General features: G+C 72.4%; 15 protein-coding genes and 1 pseudogene. 12 read left to right on the top strand and 4 right to left on the bottom strand.

What is annotated here, in order from left to right; translation table 11 throughout:
- The 4 genes and pseudogenes from ABZS71_RS32315 to ABZS71_RS32300 form a co-directional block, all read left to right on the top strand.
- Nucleotides 1-156, top strand: a pseudogene (locus ABZS71_RS32315) (4-hydroxy-3-methylbut-2-en-1-yl diphosphate synthase); the annotation flags it as partial.
- Nucleotides 157-428: 272 nt separating this feature from the next.
- On the top strand, nt 429-1,274 hold the full coding sequence (locus ABZS71_RS32310; protein WP_355857990.1) for a GNAT family N-acetyltransferase: 846 nt from the start codon (nt 429-431) through the stop codon (nt 1,272-1,274).
- A gap of 29 nt (nt 1,275-1,303) precedes the next feature.
- Complete coding sequence (locus ABZS71_RS32305) at nt 1,304-1,870, top strand: GNAT family N-acetyltransferase (protein WP_355857994.1); 567 nt, start codon at nt 1,304-1,306, stop codon at nt 1,868-1,870.
- Between the two features lie 108 nt (nt 1,871-1,978).
- A complete protein-coding gene (locus ABZS71_RS32300; protein WP_356215697.1) occupies nt 1,979-3,688 on the top strand; it encodes a proline--tRNA ligase in 1,710 nt (569 codons plus the stop codon).
- A 380-nt stretch (nt 3,689-4,068) separates the two neighbouring features.
- Here ABZS71_RS32300 and ABZS71_RS32295 read toward each other — a convergent pair whose 3' ends face one another.
- From ABZS71_RS32295 to ABZS71_RS32285, 3 genes are all read right to left on the bottom strand, one after another.
- A complete protein-coding gene (locus ABZS71_RS32295; RefSeq protein ID WP_356215695.1) occupies nt 4,069-5,013 on the bottom strand; it encodes an aminoglycoside phosphotransferase family protein in 945 nt (314 codons plus the stop codon).
- Between the two features lie 73 nt (nt 5,014-5,086).
- The gene (locus ABZS71_RS32290; protein ID WP_356215693.1) at nt 5,087-5,563 is read right to left on the bottom strand and encodes a ferritin-like domain-containing protein; all 477 of its coding nucleotides are present in this window, start codon (nt 5,561-5,563) and stop codon (nt 5,087-5,089) included.
- 21 nt (nt 5,564-5,584) lie between these two features.
- Nucleotides 5,585-6,241: a hypothetical protein gene (locus ABZS71_RS32285; RefSeq protein ID WP_356215691.1), complete on the bottom strand. Its 657-nt coding sequence runs from the start codon at nt 6,239-6,241 to the stop codon at nt 5,585-5,587.
- Nucleotides 6,242-6,426: 185 nt separating this feature from the next.
- Between ABZS71_RS32285 and rimP the strand changes: the two genes are divergently transcribed.
- The 8 genes from rimP (at nt 6,427) to ABZS71_RS32245 (ending at nt 14,854) form a co-directional block, all read left to right on the top strand.
- Entirely contained in the window at nt 6,427-6,945 is a 519-nt protein-coding gene (gene rimP / locus ABZS71_RS32280; protein ID WP_355858009.1) for a ribosome maturation factor RimP, read from the top strand.
- A gap of 2 nt (nt 6,946-6,947) precedes the next feature.
- Nucleotides 6,948-7,940, top strand: coding sequence for a transcription termination factor NusA (gene nusA / locus ABZS71_RS32275; protein WP_355858012.1), 993 nt, complete (start codon nt 6,948-6,950; stop codon nt 7,938-7,940).
- Nucleotides 7,941-8,037: 97 nt separating this feature from the next.
- Complete coding sequence (locus ABZS71_RS32270) at nt 8,038-8,325, top strand: YlxR family protein (protein ID WP_356215689.1); 288 nt, start codon at nt 8,038-8,040, stop codon at nt 8,323-8,325.
- A 151-nt stretch (nt 8,326-8,476) separates the two neighbouring features.
- Entirely contained in the window at nt 8,477-11,620 is a 3,144-nt protein-coding gene (infB, locus tag ABZS71_RS32265) for a translation initiation factor IF-2 (RefSeq protein WP_356215687.1), read from the top strand.
- Nucleotides 11,621-11,743: 123 nt separating this feature from the next.
- Nucleotides 11,744-12,040, top strand: a complete 297-nt coding sequence (locus ABZS71_RS32260; protein ID WP_355858020.1) for a DUF503 domain-containing protein — start codon at nt 11,744-11,746, stop codon at nt 12,038-12,040.
- A gap of 71 nt (nt 12,041-12,111) precedes the next feature.
- Entirely contained in the window at nt 12,112-12,606 is a 495-nt protein-coding gene (gene rbfA / locus ABZS71_RS32255) for a 30S ribosome-binding factor RbfA (protein ID WP_356215685.1), read from the top strand.
- Nucleotides 12,603-13,529 (top strand): tRNA pseudouridine(55) synthase TruB, encoded by a 927-nt coding sequence (gene truB / locus ABZS71_RS32250; RefSeq protein WP_355858026.1) that lies wholly within the window; start codon nt 12,603-12,605, stop codon nt 13,527-13,529. The genes rbfA and truB overlap by 4 nt, the downstream gene beginning before the upstream one ends.
- A 371-nt stretch (nt 13,530-13,900) precedes the next feature.
- Nucleotides 13,901-14,854 (top strand): bifunctional riboflavin kinase/FAD synthetase, encoded by a 954-nt coding sequence (locus ABZS71_RS32245; RefSeq protein WP_356215683.1) that lies wholly within the window; start codon nt 13,901-13,903, stop codon nt 14,852-14,854.
- Nucleotides 14,855-14,932: 78 nt separating this feature from the next.
- On the opposite strand, the gene ABZS71_RS32240 is transcribed toward ABZS71_RS32245, so the two are convergent.
- Nucleotides 14,933-18,298 (bottom strand): SCO5717 family growth-regulating ATPase, encoded by a 3,366-nt coding sequence (locus ABZS71_RS32240; RefSeq protein ID WP_356215681.1) that lies wholly within the window; start codon nt 18,296-18,298, stop codon nt 14,933-14,935.
- Nucleotides 18,299-18,831: the final 533 nt, after the last annotated feature.

Below are 18,831 nucleotides of genomic sequence, written 5' to 3'. Positions count from 1 at the left end.
GGCAAGGGGCAGATCTTCGTCAAGGGCGAGGTCATCAAGACCGTGCCGGAGTCGAAGATCGTGGAGACCCTGATCGACGAGGCCATGAAGATCGCCGAGCAGATGGAGAAGGACGGCATTGCCTCCGGCGAGCCCCAGATCTCTGTCACTGGCTGACCGCCGAGCCGCATCCGTTCCGGCTGCTCGTCCCAGCGATGGCTGGGCCCGAGCCGAAGGGGCGCGCCGCTGTCGAAAGGGAGAGCGCGCGGAGGCCCCGAGGAACGAGGGGCCGAGCACGGTCGACGTCGACAGGGGTCCCCCCCGCCGGAGGCAGGGGGAGGCTTTAGCGCCCCGGAGGCGAACCGAGCCCTGAAAAAGGGGGCGGGGTAGAGTGCGGAGAATCGACTCCTCCGGCCTGCAGGCCAGCAACCGGTGAGGCAAACCGACACGTGCTGACGACGTCCACCACCAGGGTTCTCGAGCCCGACGAGCTCGACTCGGCCCTCGCGGTCCTCAACCGCGACCCCGTCTCCAATGCCTTCGTCGCCGCCCGCGTCCAGGTCGCCGGCCTGGACCCGTGGCGGCTGGGTGGCGAGATGTGGGGCTGGTACTTCGGCGGACGGCTCGAATCGCTCTGCTACGCCGGCGCCAATCTGGTGCCCATCTGCGCCACCCCCGAGGCCGTACGCGGCTTCGCCGAGCGCGCCCGCCGCTCCGGTCGCCGCTGCTCCTCGATCGTCGGCCCCGCCGACACCACCGCCGAGCTGTGGTCCCTGCTGGAGCCAAGCTGGGGCCCGGCCCGCGAGGTCCGCGCCCATCAGCCGCTGATGGTCACCACCACGATGCCCGCCGACGTCCCGCCCGACCCGCTGGTGCGCCGCGTCCGCAAGGACGAGTTGGACGTGATCATGCCGGCCTGTGTGGCGATGTTCACCGAGGAGGTCGGCGTCTCCCCGCTCGCGGGCGACGGCGGACTGCTCTACCAGGCGCGCGTCGCCGAGCTCGTCGCCGCCGGGCGCTCCTTCGCCCGCGTCGAGAACGGCCGGGTGGTCTTCAAGGCCGAGATCGGCGCGGCCACCCCGCACGCCTGTCAGATCCAGGGCGTCTGGGTCGCCCCCGAATACCGCGGCCGGGGCCTGTCCGAGACCGGCATGGCGGCCGTCCTGAACTACGCCCTGCACGAGGTCGCCCCCGTGGTCAGCCTCTACGTCAACGACTTCAACACCGCCGCCCGGGCCGCCTACCGCCGCGTCGGCTTCCAGGAGGTCGGCGCCTTCATGAGTGTGCTGTTCTGATCGCGAGGGGGTGCCATAGGGTGCCGGCCATGCTGCATCTGCCCGGGGGGACGCCCCCGGAACCCGAAGGCGTCGTCGTCGGACCGCTCGACCTCGCCGCGCGCGTGGAGGACGCCCTCGCCGTTCAGGCTGTCGCCTTCGGGCTGACGGATGAGGAGATCGGCGTACGGCGCCATATCGTGCTGCGCCATCTCACCAGCCCCGGCGCCCGCGCGCTCGGCGCGACCACCCCGGCCGGGCGGCTCGTCGGCTTCGTCTACGGCATGCCCAACGACCGTACGCACTGGTGGTCCACGGTCGTCCGGCCGTATCTGCGCGCGGCCGGGTGCGAGGACTGGCTGGACGACTCCTTCGTCATCACCGAGCTGCACGTCCACCCCGAGTACCAGAACCGCGGCGTCGGCCGACGGCTGATCACCGCCATCACCGACGGCGCCGACCAGCCGCGCTCCATCCTCTCCGCCATCGACACCGACAGCCCGGCCCGCTGTCTCTACCGGTCGCTGGGCTATCGCGACCTCGCCCGCCCGGTGCTCTTCCCGAGCGCCCCGAGCCCGTACGCCGTCATGGGAGCCCCGCTTCCGCTGCGCCGCTGAGGCCTGCGTCGGGCGGGGTGCGGGCAGGTGAGCCGGATCACGCATTTCCGGGATCCCGACCCCTGGGGCTAACCTCCTGAACATCCCATCGCACGCAGGAGAGACCCCATGGCCCACGCCGTCAACGTCCAGCGCATGTCCACGATGATGCTGAAGACGCTGCGCGAAGACCCGGCGGACGCCGAGACCGCCAGCCACAAGCTGCTCGTCCGGGCCGGATACGTCCGCCGCGCCGCCGCGGGCATCTGGACCTGGCTGCCGGTCGGCAAGAAGGTCCTGGAGAACGTCTCGCGGATCGTCCGCGAGGAGATGGACGCCATCGGCGCCCAGGAAGTCCTCCTGCCCGCGCTGCTGCCCCGCGAGCCCTACGAGACGTCCGGCCGCTGGGACGAGTACGGCGACCTGCTCTTCCGGATCAAGGACCGCAAGGGCGCCGACTACCTCCTCGGCCCGACCCACGAGGAGATCTTCACCCAGACGGTCAAGGACCAGTGCACGTCCTACAAGGACCTGCCGGTCATGCTCTACCAGATCCAGACCAAGTACCGGGACGAGGCCCGTCCGCGCTCGGGCGTGCTGCGCGGCCGTGAGTTCCAGATGAAGGACTCGTACTCCTTCGACACCACCGACGAGGGCCTGGCCGAGTCCTACCGGCTGCACCGCCAGGCCTACCAGCGGATCTTCGAGCGGCTCGGCCTCGACTACCGCATCGTCTCCGCGGTCTCCGGCGCGATGGGCGGCTCGGCCTCCGAGGAGTTCCTGGCCCCGGCGGGGGCCGGCGAGGACACCTTCGTCTCCTGCCCGAACTGCGACTACGCGGCGAACACCGAAGCGGTCACGGTCACCGTCCCGCCCGTCGAGGGCGCCGAGCACGGCCCCGTCGAGGAGCTGGACACCCCCGACACCCCCACCATCGAGACCCTCGCCGAGCACCTGGGCGTCCCGGCCTCGGCCACCCTGAAGAACCTCCTGGTCAAGGTCGACGGCGAGATCACCGCGGTGGGCGTCCCCGGCGACCGCGAGGTCGACCTCGGCAAGCTGGGCGAGCACCTTTCCCCCGCCGTCGTCGAGCTCGTCACCGCCGAGGACTTCGAGGGCCGCCCCGACCTGGTACGCGGCTACGTCGGCCCGCAGGGCCTGGCGGGCAAGTCCTTCCGCTACATCGCCGACCCGCGCGTCGCCCCCGGGACCGCCTGGGTGACCGGCGCCAACAAGCCCGACACCCACGCCCGCAACGTCGTCTGCGGCCGCGACTTCGAGGTCGACGAGTACCTGGACGTCGTGGTGGTCCGGCCGGGCGACCCCTGCCCCCAGTGCGGCGCCGGCATCGAGCTCGACCGGGCCATCGAGATCGGCCACATCTTCCAGCTCGGCCGCAAGTACGCCGACGCCTTCCAGCTCGACGTCCTCGGCCAGAACGGCAAGCCGGTGCGGGTGACCATGGGCTCCTACGGCATCGGCGTCTCCCGCGCCGTCGCCGCCCTTGCCGAGCAGACCCACGACGAGTCCGGCCTCTGCTGGCCCCGCGAGGTCGCCCCGGCGGACGTCCACATCGTCGCGGCCGGCAAGGCCCTCCAGACCGAGCTGGCCCTCCACATCGCCGAGAAGCTGGGCACGGCGGGCGTCCGGGTCATGGTCGACGACCGCGCGGGCGTCTCCCCGGGTGTGAAGTTCACCGACGCCGAGCTCATCGGCGTCCCGACCATCCTGGTCGTCGGCCGCGGCGCCAAGGACGGCCTCGTGGAACTGAAGGACCGCCGCACGGGCGCCCGCGAGGACCTCGCGATCGACGAGGCGATCTCCCGCCTCACCGCCTGACGGCGGGGAGACCGGCGCCTGCCCGCCCTGCGCCGCGCGCGGGCAGGCGGGCGCCGGGCCCCTGCCGAGGCGCGGCCGGGAACCGGTGGGGTGGCCCAGGGGCTTCGGCGGTACAGCGCGCGCAGGCGGTGGATGCGGTGGTCCAGGGCGCCCACATCGCCGCGTGCCTGGCGCGGCACGCGGGCGAGCCCTGTCCGCGATGCGTTCTTGATCCCACGCACCGCTCCATGCCGCGGCACCTTGCCCCGGGCGGGAGGGAAATCCAGCCCGTCCGGCGTTCGAGGACGCGCCCGAAGGGCGTGCCGGGAGTCCGGGGCGGGGCGGCGTTTGAGGAGCGGGGGCCGGGGCGGCGCCCCGGGTTCGGGAACGGCGCCCCCCGGCTACAGCCAGCCCGCGAACTCCAGGAGCAGCTCGGCCCGGCGCCGGTCCGCGGCAGCCGCACGGCGCAGGCCCGCCTCGACCGCGCGCCAGAGCGCCCAGCCCCGCAGCCGGTCGCGGTCGACGTCCAGGGAATCGGCCAGTTTGGTGACCCGGCGCCGGGCGGCCGCGGCCGGTCCGGACCCGGCGGCCAGGTCCTCGAAGCGGTCGAGCACCAGCCGCGCCAAGTCGTATGCGCGCTCACCCACCACCGGCACGGGGCCCACCGCGAGCCACGGCGCGCGCTCGCCCGCGAGCACCTTTCCCTGCCGGAAGTCGCCGTGCAGCAGCACCTGTTCGGGCGCCTCGGCGGGCAGCGCCTCCCGCAGTTCCAGCGCCTCGTCCACCAGCGGGCGCGCGTCCGCCGCCCACGCCCCCGCGGCGAGTATCCGCAGGACTTCGCGCTCCTCGTCCGTGCGCTCCGCGACCGTGGCGAAGGGGTGCCCCTCGGGCGGCGGGACCCACAGCCGCCGCACCGTGCCCGCGGCTTCCAGCAGCGCTTTCGCCTCGGGCAGGGAGCGCAGCGACACCGCGCTCTGGAGCCGTTCGAGCAGCAGCGCACCGGTGTGCGGGTCGGCGCGCAGCAGCCGGGCCGCGCCCCAGCCGTTCCAGTGTGCGAGGGCGGCCCGCTCATGGTCCGCGTCGGGCACCGGGACGGGGAACTTCAGCGCCGCCGGGGTGCCGTCGGCCTGCTGTACGAGGACGACGAGGCTGCTCAGACCGCCCGGGGTCGGCACCCGCTCCAGGGTGAGCTCCCAGTCGTCCAGCTGCCGTGCAACCGTCTCGGGCAGGGCGTCCAGCCAGTCGCGGACGGGTCCGGCCGGATCGTCGCTCAGCGCGTCCAGCAGCCGCTTCGGCGGTTGGACGGGGGCCGTGTCCCCGCTGCCGGGCCGCGGTGCCGATGCCATTCCCGAGCCGCCCCCTTCATCAAGATCATCAACTTCGTCAGCTTCATAAACGTCAGCGGCTTCGCACGCGCACTCAGAGTGCGTCCGACCCGCCGCTCGCCGACGCGGACGGCGCGGCGGGTGCGGCGTGCTCGGTGAGCCCAGGGAAGGCTACGCCGCCGCCTCGCCAGCGCACCGCCCGGACCGCCGCCTCGCGGAGCGCGCCCGCCGCCTGCCGGCGCAGGGACCCGTCCGAGGCCCGTACGAGATCGGAGTAGACGGCGGCGACCCGGTTCTCCAGCTCGGCGGCGAGCCGTACCGCGGCGGGCGCGTCCGGCACCGCGAAGGGCAGCGCGTAGGCCGGGGCCGCGCTCTGGGGCGTACCGCCGAGGCCGCGCACGGTGCGGACGAGTTCGTCCCGGCGAGCGCGGTGTGCGGCGTACCCCTCGCGGGCCTCCGCGAGCCGGTCGTCGCCGATCCGCCCGCCGACGACGCCGTATCCGTAGACGGCGGCGTGTTCGGCGGCGAGCGCCGCCTGGGCGGCCCTGAGCGCCACGGCGCGGTTGGCCATATCAGTACCCCTTCCCGGTGGTCATGAGCCCGCGTCACGCAGCGTGAGGAGGTACACGTGGGCGGCGCCGCAGGCCGCCACGGAGGCCAGCAGCCGGGCGAGCTCGGGCGGCGCGGTGACGAGCGCGGCGGTGCGGGTGTCGGCGGTGTGGCGCTCGGCCTGGGCGAGGGCGGCGAGCGCCTTCTTCTTGTTCTTGGGCACCTCGGGCGCCCGCACCCCGGTACCGCCCTCGTCCGCGGAAGCCGAAGCCGAAGCGGAACCGGAGGGCGCGGGCGACCGCGCCGCGGACGAGGCCCCGGCCAGGTCCTCGCCGCGGAACACGGCGGCGTGCCGGGCCGTCTCCTCCCGCAGCGGTGCCAGCCGCTTGGCGAGGGCGGGATGCGCGTCGGCGGTCGCGTCGTAGCGCGCGAGGAGCGCGACGGAGTCCCGTACGCCCCGCGCGCGCAGCTTCGCGGCGGCGGACGCGTCACCGTCCGTGCCGCGCCGGGGCTCGGAGCCGTCGGAGCAGCCGCCCAGCAGCACGACGGCCCCCAGCGCCCCGCCGCCCAGCAGCAGACTTCGCCGCCGTGGTGCCGCGGCGGCGGGCGTGGCGGATGCGTCGGACGAGGCGAATGCAACGGATGCGACGGATGTGACGGATGCGGACGCGGGGCGAGGTGGGGGATTCGTGATCGACACGTTCCTCTTTCCGGGCTGCGGCAGCTCCCGGCCGCCGTTAGTGATCACAGCAGGGGAGCGTACCCGCGCCAAGCCCATCTGCCCGGCAGCGGCCACCGAATCGTCAGCCCGCCGCCGGAACAGATAGGCTTTGAGCTGACACGCGACCTTCCCACAACAGCACACGCGGCCGAGGAGTCACCCGGATGAGCACCACCCAGAGCGAGAGGCTGCGCGGGCTGCTGGAACCGCTCGTCAGCGCCCGAGAGCTGGATCTGGAGGAGGTCGAGGTGACACCCGCCGGCCGGCGGCGTGTGCTCCGGGTCATCGTGGATTCCGACGACGGTGTGCAGCTGGACGCGTGTGCCGAGCTGAGCCGGGCGATCTCCCAGACGCTTGACGACACGGACGCGATGGGCCGGACCCCGTACGTTCTTGAGGTCACTTCTCCCGGCGCCGAGCGCCCCCTGACCGACCCGCGCCACTACCGCCGGGCCGTCGGCCGCCTTATGCGTGCGCGGCTCGCGGAGGGCGAGGAGCTGGTCGCCCGGATCACCGCCGTGGACGACGGGGGGCTCGATGTGGAGGTGCCCGGCGTGAAGGGGCGCAAGCCCACCGCCAGGCGGCTGGCCTTCCAGGAGATCTCCAAGGCCCGGGTGGAGATCGAGTTCAACCGCAAGCCCGCGGACAAGGGCGAGGGCGACGAGAGCCAGGAGGAGGCGTAGCCGTGGACATCGACATGAGTGCCCTGCGGGGTTTGGTGCGGGAGAAGGAAATCTCGTTCGACCTGCTGGTCGAGGCGATCGAGTCGGCCCTCCTCATCGCTTACCACCGCACCGAGGGAAGCCGCCGCCGGGCCCGCGTGGAGCTGGACCGCAACACCGGTCATGTGACCGTGTGGGCGCGCGAGGAGGCCGTGGACCTGGCGGAGGGCGAGGAGCCCCGGGAGTTCGACGACACTCCCTCCGGCTTCGGCCGGATCGCCGCGATGACCGCCAAGCAGGTCATCCTGCAGCGGCTGCGGGACGCCGAGGAGGAGATCACCTTCGGCGAGTACGCGGGGCGCGAGGGCGATGTCGTCGCGGGCGTCGTCCAGCAGGGCAAGGACCCGAAGAACGTGCTGGTGGACATCGGCCGGCTCGAGGCGATCCTGCCGGTGCAGGAGCAGGTCCCGGGGGAGGACTACGCCCACGGCACCCGGCTGCGTACCTACGTCGTACGAGTGGTCAAGGGCGTGCGCGGGCCCTCGGTGACCCTTTCGCGTACGCATCCCAATCTGGTGAGGAAGCTCTTCGCGCTCGAGGTCCCGGAGATCGCGGACGGCTCGGTGGAGATCGCGGCGATCGCCCGTGAGGCAGGTCACCGCACCAAGATCGCCGTCCGGTCCACCCGTTCGGGTCTGAACGCCAAGGGCGCCTGCATCGGCCCGATGGGCGGCCGGGTACGCAGCGTGATGGCCGAGCTGCACGGCGAGAAGATCGACATCGTCGACTGGTCGGACGACCCCGCTGAGCTGGTGGGGAACGCGCTGTCCCCCGCCCGGGTGAGCAAGGTCGAGGTGGTGGATCTGGCGGCGCGCTCGGCGCGCGTCACCGTGCCGGACTACCAGCTGTCCCTCGCCATCGGCAAGGAGGGGCAGAACGCCCGCCTCGCGGCGCGGCTGACCGGCTGGCGGATCGACATCCGGCCGGACACCGAACAGCCGGGTGATCAAGGCTGATTCCCGCCGTGATCACCCGGAATCCAGCCGAAAACGTGTGACTGTTCGATCACTCCCCCCAAGGGGTGAGGTTGGCGCAGGGAGGTAGACTTAAGCAGTGTCTGGCCGCACGCGTGCTCGTGCCTGCCCTGAGAGAACCTGTGTGGGATGCCGGGATCGGGCGGCCAAGGACGATCTGCTGCGCATCGTGGCGGTCGAGGGTGTTTGTATCCCCGATCGGCGCGGTACGCTGCCCGGTCGGGGTGCTTATCTGCACCTCACACGGGTCTGCCTCGACCTCGCGGTCCGCCGCCGGGCCTTTTCCCGGGCCCTCAGGGGGCCGGGGGCGCTCGACACCACGGCGCTGCGCCGGTTTGTCGAGCAGGGTGAGCAGGCAACACCGTAAGTAGTTGGAAGAACGGCACGGGACACCGTGCGGTCAGGTACCTCGCGAGTCGGAAGTAGGTCGAGATTGCGATGAGCACTCGATGAGTACGCGATGAGTACGCCCATGAAGTAGCGACGGTCCGGCGTAACCCGGACCTAAAAGGAGCGAAGTGGCTAAGGTCCGGGTATACGAACTCGCCAAGGAGTTCGGAGTTGAGAGCAAGGTCGTCATGGCCAAACTCCAAGAACTCGGTGAATTCGTACGGTCGGCGTCCTCGACCATCGAGGCGCCGGTTGTGCGCAAGTTGACTGACGCTTTCCAGGGTGGCAACGGCTCCGGCCGCGCCGCCGGTAAGCCTTCGGCGCCGCGTAAGGCGACGCCTGCCAAGCCCCCGACGCCGGGTCCGGCGTCGGCGGCCCGTCCCGCTGCCCCCAAGCCCGCGACGCCCGGCCCCAAGCCGGCCGCCGCCGAGGGCCCGAGCAGCACGCCGTCCGCGGCGCCCACTCCGGGCCCGCGCCCGACGCCCGGTGCCCGTCCGGCCCCCGGCCCCACGCCGGGTCCGGCCGCGCCCGTGACTCCGGCGCAGCCCGAGTTCACCGCCCCGCCGGCCACGCCGGGCCCCAAGCCCGCCGCGGCCAAGCCGGGCGCTTCCGCCAAGCCTGGTGCTACGCCCGGTCCGCGTCCCAGCGGCCGTCCGGGTGGTCCCGGCCAGGGCGGCCAGGGCCGTGACCAGGGCCAGGGCGGCCGTTCCGGCGCCCCGCGTCCGGGCCAGGAGCGCGCCCCGCGCCCGGGTCAGGAGCGCGGCCCGCGTCCGGGCGGTGCCCGTCCGGCCGGTCCCCGTCCGGGCAACAACCCCTTCACCTCCGGTGGCTCCACCGGCATGGCGCGCCCGCAGGCGCCCCGGCCCGGCGGCGCCCCGCGTCCCGGCGGCCAGGGTGGCCCCCCGCGTCCGCAGGGCGGCCAGGGCGGTCCCGGTGGCGGCCGTGGCCAGGGCGGTCCCGGCGGTGCCGGTCGTCCCACTCCGGGCCAGATGCCCCGTCCGCAGGGCGCCCAGGGCGGCGGCCCGCGTCCGGGCGGCGGTGCCGGCGGTCCGCGCCCGAACCCGGGCATGATGCCGCAGCGTCCCGCTGCCGGCCCGCGTCCGGGCCCCGGTGGTGGTGGCGGCGGTCGCGGTCCTGGCGGTGCCGGTCGTCCCGGCGGTGGCGGCGGCGGTCGTCCGGGCGGCGGCGGCTTCGCCGGTCGTCCCGGTGGTCCCGGCGCCGGTCGTCCCGGTGGCGGCGGCTTCGCCGGTCGTCCGGGTGGTCCCGGCGGCGGTGGCGGCTTCGGCGGCGGCGGTGGCCGTCCCGGCTTCGGCGGTCGTCCGGGTGGTCCCGGTGGCCGTGGTGGCACGCAGGGTGCGTTCGGCCGTCCCGGCGGTCCGGCGCGTCGTGGCCGTAAGTCGAAGCGGCAGAGGCGCCAGGAGTACGAGGCCATGCAGGCCCCGTCCGTCGGCGGTGTGATGCTGCCGCGCGGCAACGGCCAGACGGTCCGGCTGTCGCGGGGTGCCTCGCTCACCGACTTCGCGGAGAAGATCAACGCCAACCCGGCGTCGCTGGTCGCCGTGATGCTCAACCTCGGCGAGATGGTCACCGCGACCCAGTCGGTCTCCGACGAGACGCTGCAGCTGCTCGCCGACGAGATGAACTACGTCGTCGAGATCGTCAGCCCGGAGGAGGAGGACCGCGAGCTTCTCGAGTCCTTCGACATCGAGTTCGGCGAGAACGAGGGCGGCGAGGAAATGCTCGTCTCCCGTCCGCCGGTCGTGACCGTCATGGGTCACGTCGACCACGGTAAGACCCGCCTGCTGGACGCGATCCGCAAGACCAACGTCGTCGCGGGCGAGGCCGGTGGCATCACCCAGCACATCGGTGCGTACCAGGTGGGCACCGAGGTCAATGGTGAAGAGCGCAAGATCACCTTCATTGACACCCCGGGTCACGAGGCGTTCACCGCCATGCGTGCCCGTGGTGCCAAGTCGACCGACATCGCGATCCTCGTGGTGGCGGCCAACGACGGTGTGATGCCCCAGACGATCGAGGCGCTGAACCACGCCAAGGCGGCCGATGTGCCGATCGTGGTCGCGGTCAACAAGATCGACGTCGAGGGCGCGGACCCGACCAAGGTGCGCGGTCAGCTGACCGAGTTCGGCCTGGTGGCCGAGGAGTACGGCGGCGACACCATGTTCGTCGACATCTCCGCCAAGCAGGGTCTGAACATCGACAGCCTGCTGGAGGCCGTGGTCCTCACCGCGGACGCCTCGCTCGACCTGCGCGCCAACGCGGAGCAGGACGCGCAGGGCATCGCGATCGAGGCGCACCTCGACCGCGGCCGCGGCGCCGTGGCCACCGTGCTGGTCCAGCGCGGCACCCTGCGGGTCGGCGACACGATGGTCGCCGGCGATGCGTACGGTCGCGTCCGGGCGATGCTCGACGACAACGGCAACGCCCTGGACGAGGCGGGCCCGGCGACCCCGGTCCTGGTGCTCGGTCTGACCAACGTGCCCGGCGCGGGCGACAACTTCCTCGTCGTCGACGAGGACCGCACCGCCCGCCAGATCGCCGAGAAGCGCGCTGCGCGTGAGCGCAACGCCGCCTTCGCCAAGCGCACCCGCCGGGTCTCCCTGGAGGACCTGGACAAGGTGCTCAAGGCCGGTCAGGTACAGCAGCTCAACCTCATCATCAAGGGCGACGCGTCCGGTTCGGTGGAGGCCCTCGAGTCCTCCCTGCTCCAGCTCGACGTCGGCGAAGAGGTCGACCTGCGCGTGCTGCACCGCGGTGTGGGTGCGGTCACCGAGACCGACATCGACCTGGCGACCGGCTCCGACGCCATCGTCATCGGCTTCAACGTGCGCGCCGATGGGCGTGCCACGCAGATGGCCGAGCGCGAGGGCGTGGACGTCCGCTACTACTCGGTCATCTACCAGGTGATCGAGGAGATCGAGGCGGCCCTCAAGGGCATGCTCAAGCCGGAGTACGAAGAGGTCGAGCTCGGTACGGCGGAGATCCGCGAGGTCTTCCGCTCGTCCAAGCTGGGCAACATCGCGGGTGTGCTCATCCGCTCCGGCGAGGTCAAGCGGAACACCAAGGCGCGCCTCGTCCGCGACGGCAAGGTCATCGCGGAGAACCTCAACATCGAGGGTCTGCGCCGGTTCAAGGACGACGTCACCGAGATTCGCGAAGGCTTCGAGGGCGGTATCAACCTCGGCAGCTACAACGACCTCAAGGTCGACGACGTCATCGCGACCTACGAGATGCGCGAGAAGCCGCGCGGCTGACGCGCTGCCTCTCATCCGGGGCCGGTCGGCGGAGAAATTTCCGTCGATCGGCCCCGGCCATTGCGTGTACGGTTCGAGAAGCCTGGATACCTAAGGCCCCACGGGTGGCTTGACCCGGACCGCATGTATGTAGGGACGTTGTCCTTTGACCTGCTCCTCGGCGACGTACGGTCGTTGAAGGAGAAGCGCTCCGTCGTCCGGCCGATCGTCGCCGAGCTGCACCGCAAATTCGCGGTGAGCGTGGCGGAGGTCGGCGACCAGGACCTCTATCGCAGGGCCGAGATCGGCCTCGCGATGGTCTCCGGGGACGCGGGCCATCTCACGGAGGTGCTCGACCGCTGCGAGCGGCTGGTCGCGGCGCGGCCGGAGGTGGAGCTGCTGTCGGCGCGACGGCGGTTCCACGGCGGCGATGATGAATGAAGGCCGGGGCCGACGGTCGATGACCGTCCCTGACCATCGATGACTGAAGCGAAGAAGAGAGAAGAAGACGCATGACCGACACCGCGCGGGCACGCAAGCTGGCGGACCGCATCCGGGTCGTGGTCGCGGAGACCCTGCAGCGACGGATCAAGGACCCGCGGCTCGGCTATGTGACCATCACCGACACCCGGATCACCGGTGATCTGCGGGAGGCGACCGTCTTCTACACGGTCTTCGGCGACGACGAGGAGCGGGCGGCCTCGGCCGCGGCCCTGGAGAGCGCGAAGGGCGTGCTGCGGTCGGAGGTCGGACGGCAGACCGGGGTGCGCTTCACCCCGACCCTGACGTTCGTCCCCGACGCGCTGCCGGACAACGCCCGCACCATCGACGATCTGCTCGCCAAGGCCAAGGCGGCGGACGAACAGGTCCGGGAGGCGTCCTCGGGCGCCGCGTACGCCGGGGAGGCCGATCCGTACCGCAAGCCGGGCGAGGACGAGGCGGAGGACGACGAGGACGACGCGGCCGAGGGGCCGCGGACGGACGGCAAGGGCTCCTCGGACGTATGACGCGCAAGAGCAGGGCAGGATCCGGTGCGCCGGACGGCCTGGTGATCGTCGACAAGCCGGCCGGTTTCACCTCGCACGACGTCGTCGCCAAGATGCGCCGCTTCGCCGGGACCCGGCGGGTCGGCCACGCGGGGACGCTGGATCCGATGGCCACGGGCGTGCTCGTTATCGGCGTCGAGAAGGCGACCCGGCTGCTCGGGCATCTGGCGCTGACCGAGAAGGAGTACGAGGCCACCATCCGGCTCGGCCAGACCACCGTCACCGATGACGCGGAGGGGGAGATCACCTCTTCGGACGGCGCCGCCGGCATCGAGCTCGGCGCCGTCCACGCCGGGATCGGCGAGCTGACCGGAGACATCCAGCAGGTCCCGTCGAAGGTCAGCGCCATCAAGATCGACGGCAAGCGGTCCTACACCCGGGCGCGGGAGGGCGAGGAGTTCGAGATCCCGGCGCGGCCGGTGACCGTCTCGTCCTTCGTCCTCCACGGGGACCGCGAGGCTAAGGCGGAGGACGGCACCACCGTCCTCGACCTGGACGTCACGGTGGTGTGCTCCTCCGGTACGTACATCCGGGCACTGGCACGCGATCTGGGCGCCGCGCTCGGCGTCGGCGGCCATCTGACGGCGCTGCGCCGGACCCGCGTCGGACCGTACGGCCTGGAGACGGCGCGGACGCTGGCACAGCTCGAGGAATCCCTCCAGATCCTGCCCATCGCCGAGGCCGCGGCCGACGCCTTCCCGCGCTGGGACGTGGACGCGCACCAGGCCCGGCTGCTGGGCAACGGCGTACGCATCGGCATGGCGTCGGAGGAGGGAGCGCCCAGCGCGCGGGGGCCGGTCGCGGTCTTCGGCCCGGAGGGGCGCTTTCTGGCCCTGGTGGAGGAGTCGAAGGGCAAGGCGAAAAGCCTGGCCGTCTTCGTATGAGGCCGCCGTGTGAGCGGCTGTGAGGCCGTCTCGCGGCCACGTCGGGCCGCCCCCGACCCAGTAGGCCGTCCCGCACCGCGGGGCGGCCTGCGCCGTCCTGCGGTGCGTTGCGACCCCCCAATCAACCCCCTTACGGTGTCTTTCCGCTGCGGGGCCCGAATTCACCCCACCGTGCGGGCGCTCTGAGAGCATCGTGGGAGTGAAAGGGGGCGCGAGGCGCCTTCAGATACCCCTGACGACCGCAGTGGACGGCCGTGGCGACAGCGAGCCGGGCGCCCGGAGCGACCACCGATGCACGGTGCGCCCCGACGGCATGGCAGTCTTAGACCTGCGAAGTCGACAGACAAAGGTTCGGGCGAGGAGCGGGCAAAGTGCAGCGCTGGCGTGGCTTGGAGGACATCCCCGAGGACTGGGGACGCAGCGTCGTCACCATCGGCTCCTACGACGGGGTGCACCGAGGACACCAGCTGATCATCGGCCGTACGGTGGCACGGGCGCGTGAGCTGGGCGTACCGGCGGTCGTGGTTACCTTCGACCCGCACCCGAGCGAGGTCGTACGGCCCGGCAGCCATCCGCCGCTGCTCGCCACCCATCAGCGGCGTGCGGAGCTGATGGCGGAGCTGGGCGTGGAAGCGGTGCTGATCCTGCCGTTCACGACGGAGTTCTCCCGGCTGACCGCCGGCGACTTCGTGGCGAAGGTGCTCGTCGACAGGCTCCACGCGCGCGTCGTGGTGGAGGGCCCCAACTTCCGCTTCGGCCACAAGGCCGCCGGGAACGTCGCCGTCCTGCGCGAGCTCGGCGCCACCTACGACTACGAGGTCGAGGTCGTCGACCTGTACGAGCGCGGTGAGGCGGGCGACGGCGAGCCGTTCTCGTCCACGCTGGTGCGCAGGCTGGTCGCGGACGGCGACGTCGCGGGCGCGATGGAGGTCCTCGGACGGCCGCACCGCGTCGAGGGCGTGGTGGTGCGCGGCGCCCAGCGCGGCCGTGAGCTGGGCTTCCCGACGGCCAATCTGGAGACGCTGCCGCACACCGCGATCCCGGCCGACGGCGTTTACGCCGGCTGGCTGACGGCGCAGGGCGAGGTGATGCCCGCGGCCATCTCGATCGGTACGAACCCGCAGTTCGACGGGACCGAGAGGACCGTGGAGGCGTACGCGATCGACCGGGTCGGACTGGATCTGTACGGCCTGCATGTCGAGGTGGACTTCCTGGCGTATCTGCGGGGCCAGGAGAAGTTCGACTCGATCGAGGCGCTGCTGGAGCGCATGGCGGTCGATGTGAAGCGGGCGCGCGAGCTCGTGGAGGAGCACGACAGCCGCTGACATACCTCTGAACAGCGTTTCGCCCCGTCGGACCGGATCATTCGATCACCGGTACGACGGGGCGAAGCGCTGATCTGGCTACTGCTGGGGCCCGGCGGGGGGCTGCTGCTGCCAGGGCTGCCCCGGCTGGGCGGCCTGCGGGTGCTGCCAGGGCTGCGCAGGCTGGGGCTGCTGCCCCGGGTGCCCCGGCTGGGGTTGCTGCTGCCCCTGCTCCTGTGCCTGCTGCGGCGGCTGGTGCCAGCCCGGCTGAGGACCGGGCTGCCCCGGCTGGCCGCCCTGGTGCGGATATCCGGGCTGAGACTGCGGGTATCCGGGGTGCTGCTGCGGCTGACCCTGCTGGGGCGCGTACGGCCCCGGGTAGGGCTGCTGCGGCTGGCCCTGGCCCTGGCCATGGCCCGGCATCGGCGGGGCCATCTGCGGCGGCTGGGTGCCGCCGCCCGCCGTCCACAGACCCTGTGCCTGCTGGGCGCGCGAGAAGTCCTCCGCGACCAGCGCCGAGAGGTGGAAGTACGCCTCACGGGTCTTCGGCCGCATCATGTCCAGGTCCACCTCGGCGCCCGCCGACAGATGCTCGTCGAACGGCACGACGACCACCCCGCGGCAGCGGGTCTCGAAGTGCGACACGATGTCATCGACCTTGATCATCTTCCCCGTCTCCCGGACCCCGGAGATGACCGTAATACTGCGCGAGACCAGATCCGCGTAGCCGTGCGCGGACAGCCAGTCGAGCGTGGTGCTCGCACTGCTCGCGCCGTCCACGGACGGGGTGGAGATGATGATCAGCTGGTCGGCGAGGTCCAGCACACCGCGCATCGCGCTGTAGAGCAGACCGGTGCCCGAGTCGGTGAGGACGATCGGGTACTGCTTGCCCAGGACGTCGATGACGCGGCGGTAGTCGTCGTCGTTGAAGGTCGTCGAGACCGCCGGGTCCACGTCGTTGGCCAGGATCTCCAGACCGGACGGCGCCTGTGAGGTGAACCGCCGGATGTCCATATAGCTGTTGAGATACGGGATCGCCGTGACCAGGTCGCGGATGGTCGCCCCCGTCTCACGCCGCACCCGCCGGCCGAGCGTGCCCGCGTCGGGGTTGGCGTCGATCGCGATGACCTTGTCCTGACGCTCGGTGGCCAGGGTCGCACCGAGAGCGGTGGTCGTCGTGGTCTTGCCGACACCGCCCTTGAGACTGATCACCGCGATGCGGTAGCAGGAGAGCACGGGCGTACGGATCAGCTCCAGCTTGCGCTGCCGCTCCGCCTCCTCCTTCTTGCCGCCGAGCTTGAAGCGCGAGTTGCCGACGTTGTTCTTCTTCGGCTTCTGCTTGCCCCGGATGAGTCGGTCCGAGGACAGCTCGACCGCGGCGGTGTACCCGAGCGGAGCCCCCGCGCCACCAGCCGGCCGCTGCCGCTGGTCCGGCGTAACGGTCGGCCAGCCACCGGTCCGGGGATCGGCGGGCGCGGACGCGTTGGCATCGGCCTGCGGATACCCGTAACCGTCCTGCGCCCCAGGCCCCTGGCCCGGCTGGGCGGGCGGCACACCGTGCGGCCCGGCCCCGGCGGGCGGCTGCGGGAATCCGTAACCGCCCTGCGGGCCTGCCGGCCCGGCCTGTGGGGGTTGTGCGGCGGGGGCGCTGTCGGCGGGCGGTTGCGGGAACCCGTAACCGCCCTGCGGGCCTGCGGGCCCGGGGTGTGCGGGGTGCGGGGGTTGTGCGGCGGGGGCGCTGTCGGCGGGCGGTTGCGGGAATCCGTAACCGCCCTGCGCGGGCAGCGGACTCTGGCCGGGACCGGCGGGCCCGGGTGCGGGCCGAGCCGGGTTGGCCCCGGGCGCACCGGGGTGCGGGTAGCCGTAGTGCGGAGCCTGCGGAGGAGGCGGGCCCTGCGGATTGGGCGGGCCCTGGGGGTTCGGCGAGCCCTGTGGGTAACCACCCTGCGGGGTGGGCGCGTTCGCGGCCGGAGGCTGCGCGCCGGGAGCCCCGGCGCCCCCCTGATGCGGGCCCGGGACCGGGGCCGGACCAGGCCGCCCGGGGACCGCCCCGGGCGTACCGTCGCCAGGCCGCGGATAGCCGTAGCCGCCGCCCTGCGGCCCCGGAGCGGCAGGAGCGGACTGGCGGCCCTGCGTACCGGGCGCCGGAGGCGCCCAGGAGGCGCCCTGCGACGGCACGGGCCCACCCGCGCCGGGAGCGCCGGGCCCGTCCGTGCGCTGCTCGGGAACCGGAGCCGAGGCGCCGCCGCCCTGCGGTGCGGGCGGAGCGCCCGCCCCACCGTCCGCGCCCTGCGCGGCAGGCTGGAAGTCCGGCGGCAGCGGCGGCAACCCGGACTGCGGAACCGGCGGCGGAGCCCACGCGGTGGCGGGCTTCTCACGGGAGGCGTACAGCGGCGGCTGCGGTGCCGGCGGCTCCGGCGACGGCACGCCCGGCTGCGCCGCGTCCTCGGGAATCGCGTCCTGGGGCTCGGCGTCGGACGGCTCGGCGTTCTGACTCTTCCGCTCCTCCATTTCGCGCCGCAGCGCGGCCGTGGAGAAGCGTAGGGTCCCTTCGCTGCGCACATCGCCGCTCGTACGGTCGCCCGTATCCGCGGGACCAGAAGCAGAACCAGAACCAGAACCAGGAACGGAATCGGAAGCGGATCCGGACGCACCCGCAGCGGACTGCCCGGGAACGCCCTCGGCACCCTCGCCTTCGCCCTTGCGTTCGGCCATCTCGCGCCGCAGTGCGGCGGTGGAGAACCGCATGGTGGAGTTGCTGATCACATCGCCGCTGTCACCCCCGGCGCCCGCGCCGTCGGTGTTGTCGGCGGTGTCCCGCGTGGATAGGGCGGGCGCCAACGCGTAGTCGTCGTCGGCCGGGGCCGCAGGAATCCCGACCGCACGCTCCTCGGCGTCGTTCGCTTCCCGCTCCTCTTCCGGCTCCACGCTCTTCGACGTGACGTCATCCGTCGCGGCGTCAGCCACGTGCGGAGTCACCGGGTCGGGGCTGAAGTTGGGCAAAGAGGGCACGGCGGTGATTCCGCCGGGATGTTCCTCTCCCGGCTCCCTCGGCCGCGCCTCCTCCTCGGCCTCGGCTTGCACATGCGCCTCGTCCACTGTGGGTTCGTCCACTGTGGGTTCGTCCACCGTGGGTTCGTCCGGCGCGGGCTCGGCGGAAGGCGTCACGGGCGGCGGCGCCCATGTGCGGGGGAAGTTGCTCGGCTCCGGAAGCCCGGGCGCGGAGACCGGGTTGCCCGTGGGCGGCGGAGGCGGGGGAGGCGCCCCCGCGTCGTCGCCCGGGCCGGTCGCGTCGGAACCGGCATCCGGCGCAGAGGCCGTCGAGGCCGACGAAGCGTTCTGCGTGTACCAGGCGGGAGGGGTGTAGTCGATGGTGAACTCGCCCGTGTGCTCGGTCTCCGCGTCGGACCGATCATCGCCGGGGGGGTTTCCGCCCGTGCGGATCTCGTCCCGATCGCTGCTCACAATGCCTCCTGGTGTGGTCGAACACCCTTGAAATTCTTGGCGAGGCCGATCTGATACCGATCGCTACTGTCGTCCGACCGTTCGGCTTTCCCCTTTTGTGACGCCGGGGACCCCTGAACAGGTTCTCCACCGCGCACACCAAGACTAATCACCATGAGCGCCGCAAGGGCAGGCCCGTCCCGGCACCAGCGGCCGACCGATACGTCACCGTGCCTTACGGCCGTACGTACCCGTGCAACCAACGGTGGAGACTCATGCGTCCGGTGGTACAAAGAGTCCCCGCTCGAAAGCCGTTGCGCAGCGGGATCTACGACCGAATCGCTCCTTTCCGGCAGGCCCAGCCAGCCGGATGGCGGGGGGAGGCCGACGGTCGATGGACCCGCATAAGAGGTAAGCGCTGATGTCGCAGCCGCCCCACCCCCCCAACCAGCCGCCGTCCGGCGGCTTCGGCGCGCCACAGGAGCCCTCCAAGGGTGGCTTCGGCACGCCGCAGCAGCCCCCGACTCCGCCTGCACCGCCCGCCGCCCCTCCGA

Origin of the sequence: Streptomyces sp. NPDC005393, assembly GCF_040606675.1 — a bacterium.
GTDB lineage: Bacteria > Actinomycetota > Actinomycetes > Streptomycetales > Streptomycetaceae > Streptomyces.
Note: the sequence above shows the minus strand (reverse complement) of the source record. Positions and strands in the feature narration are given on the sequence as shown.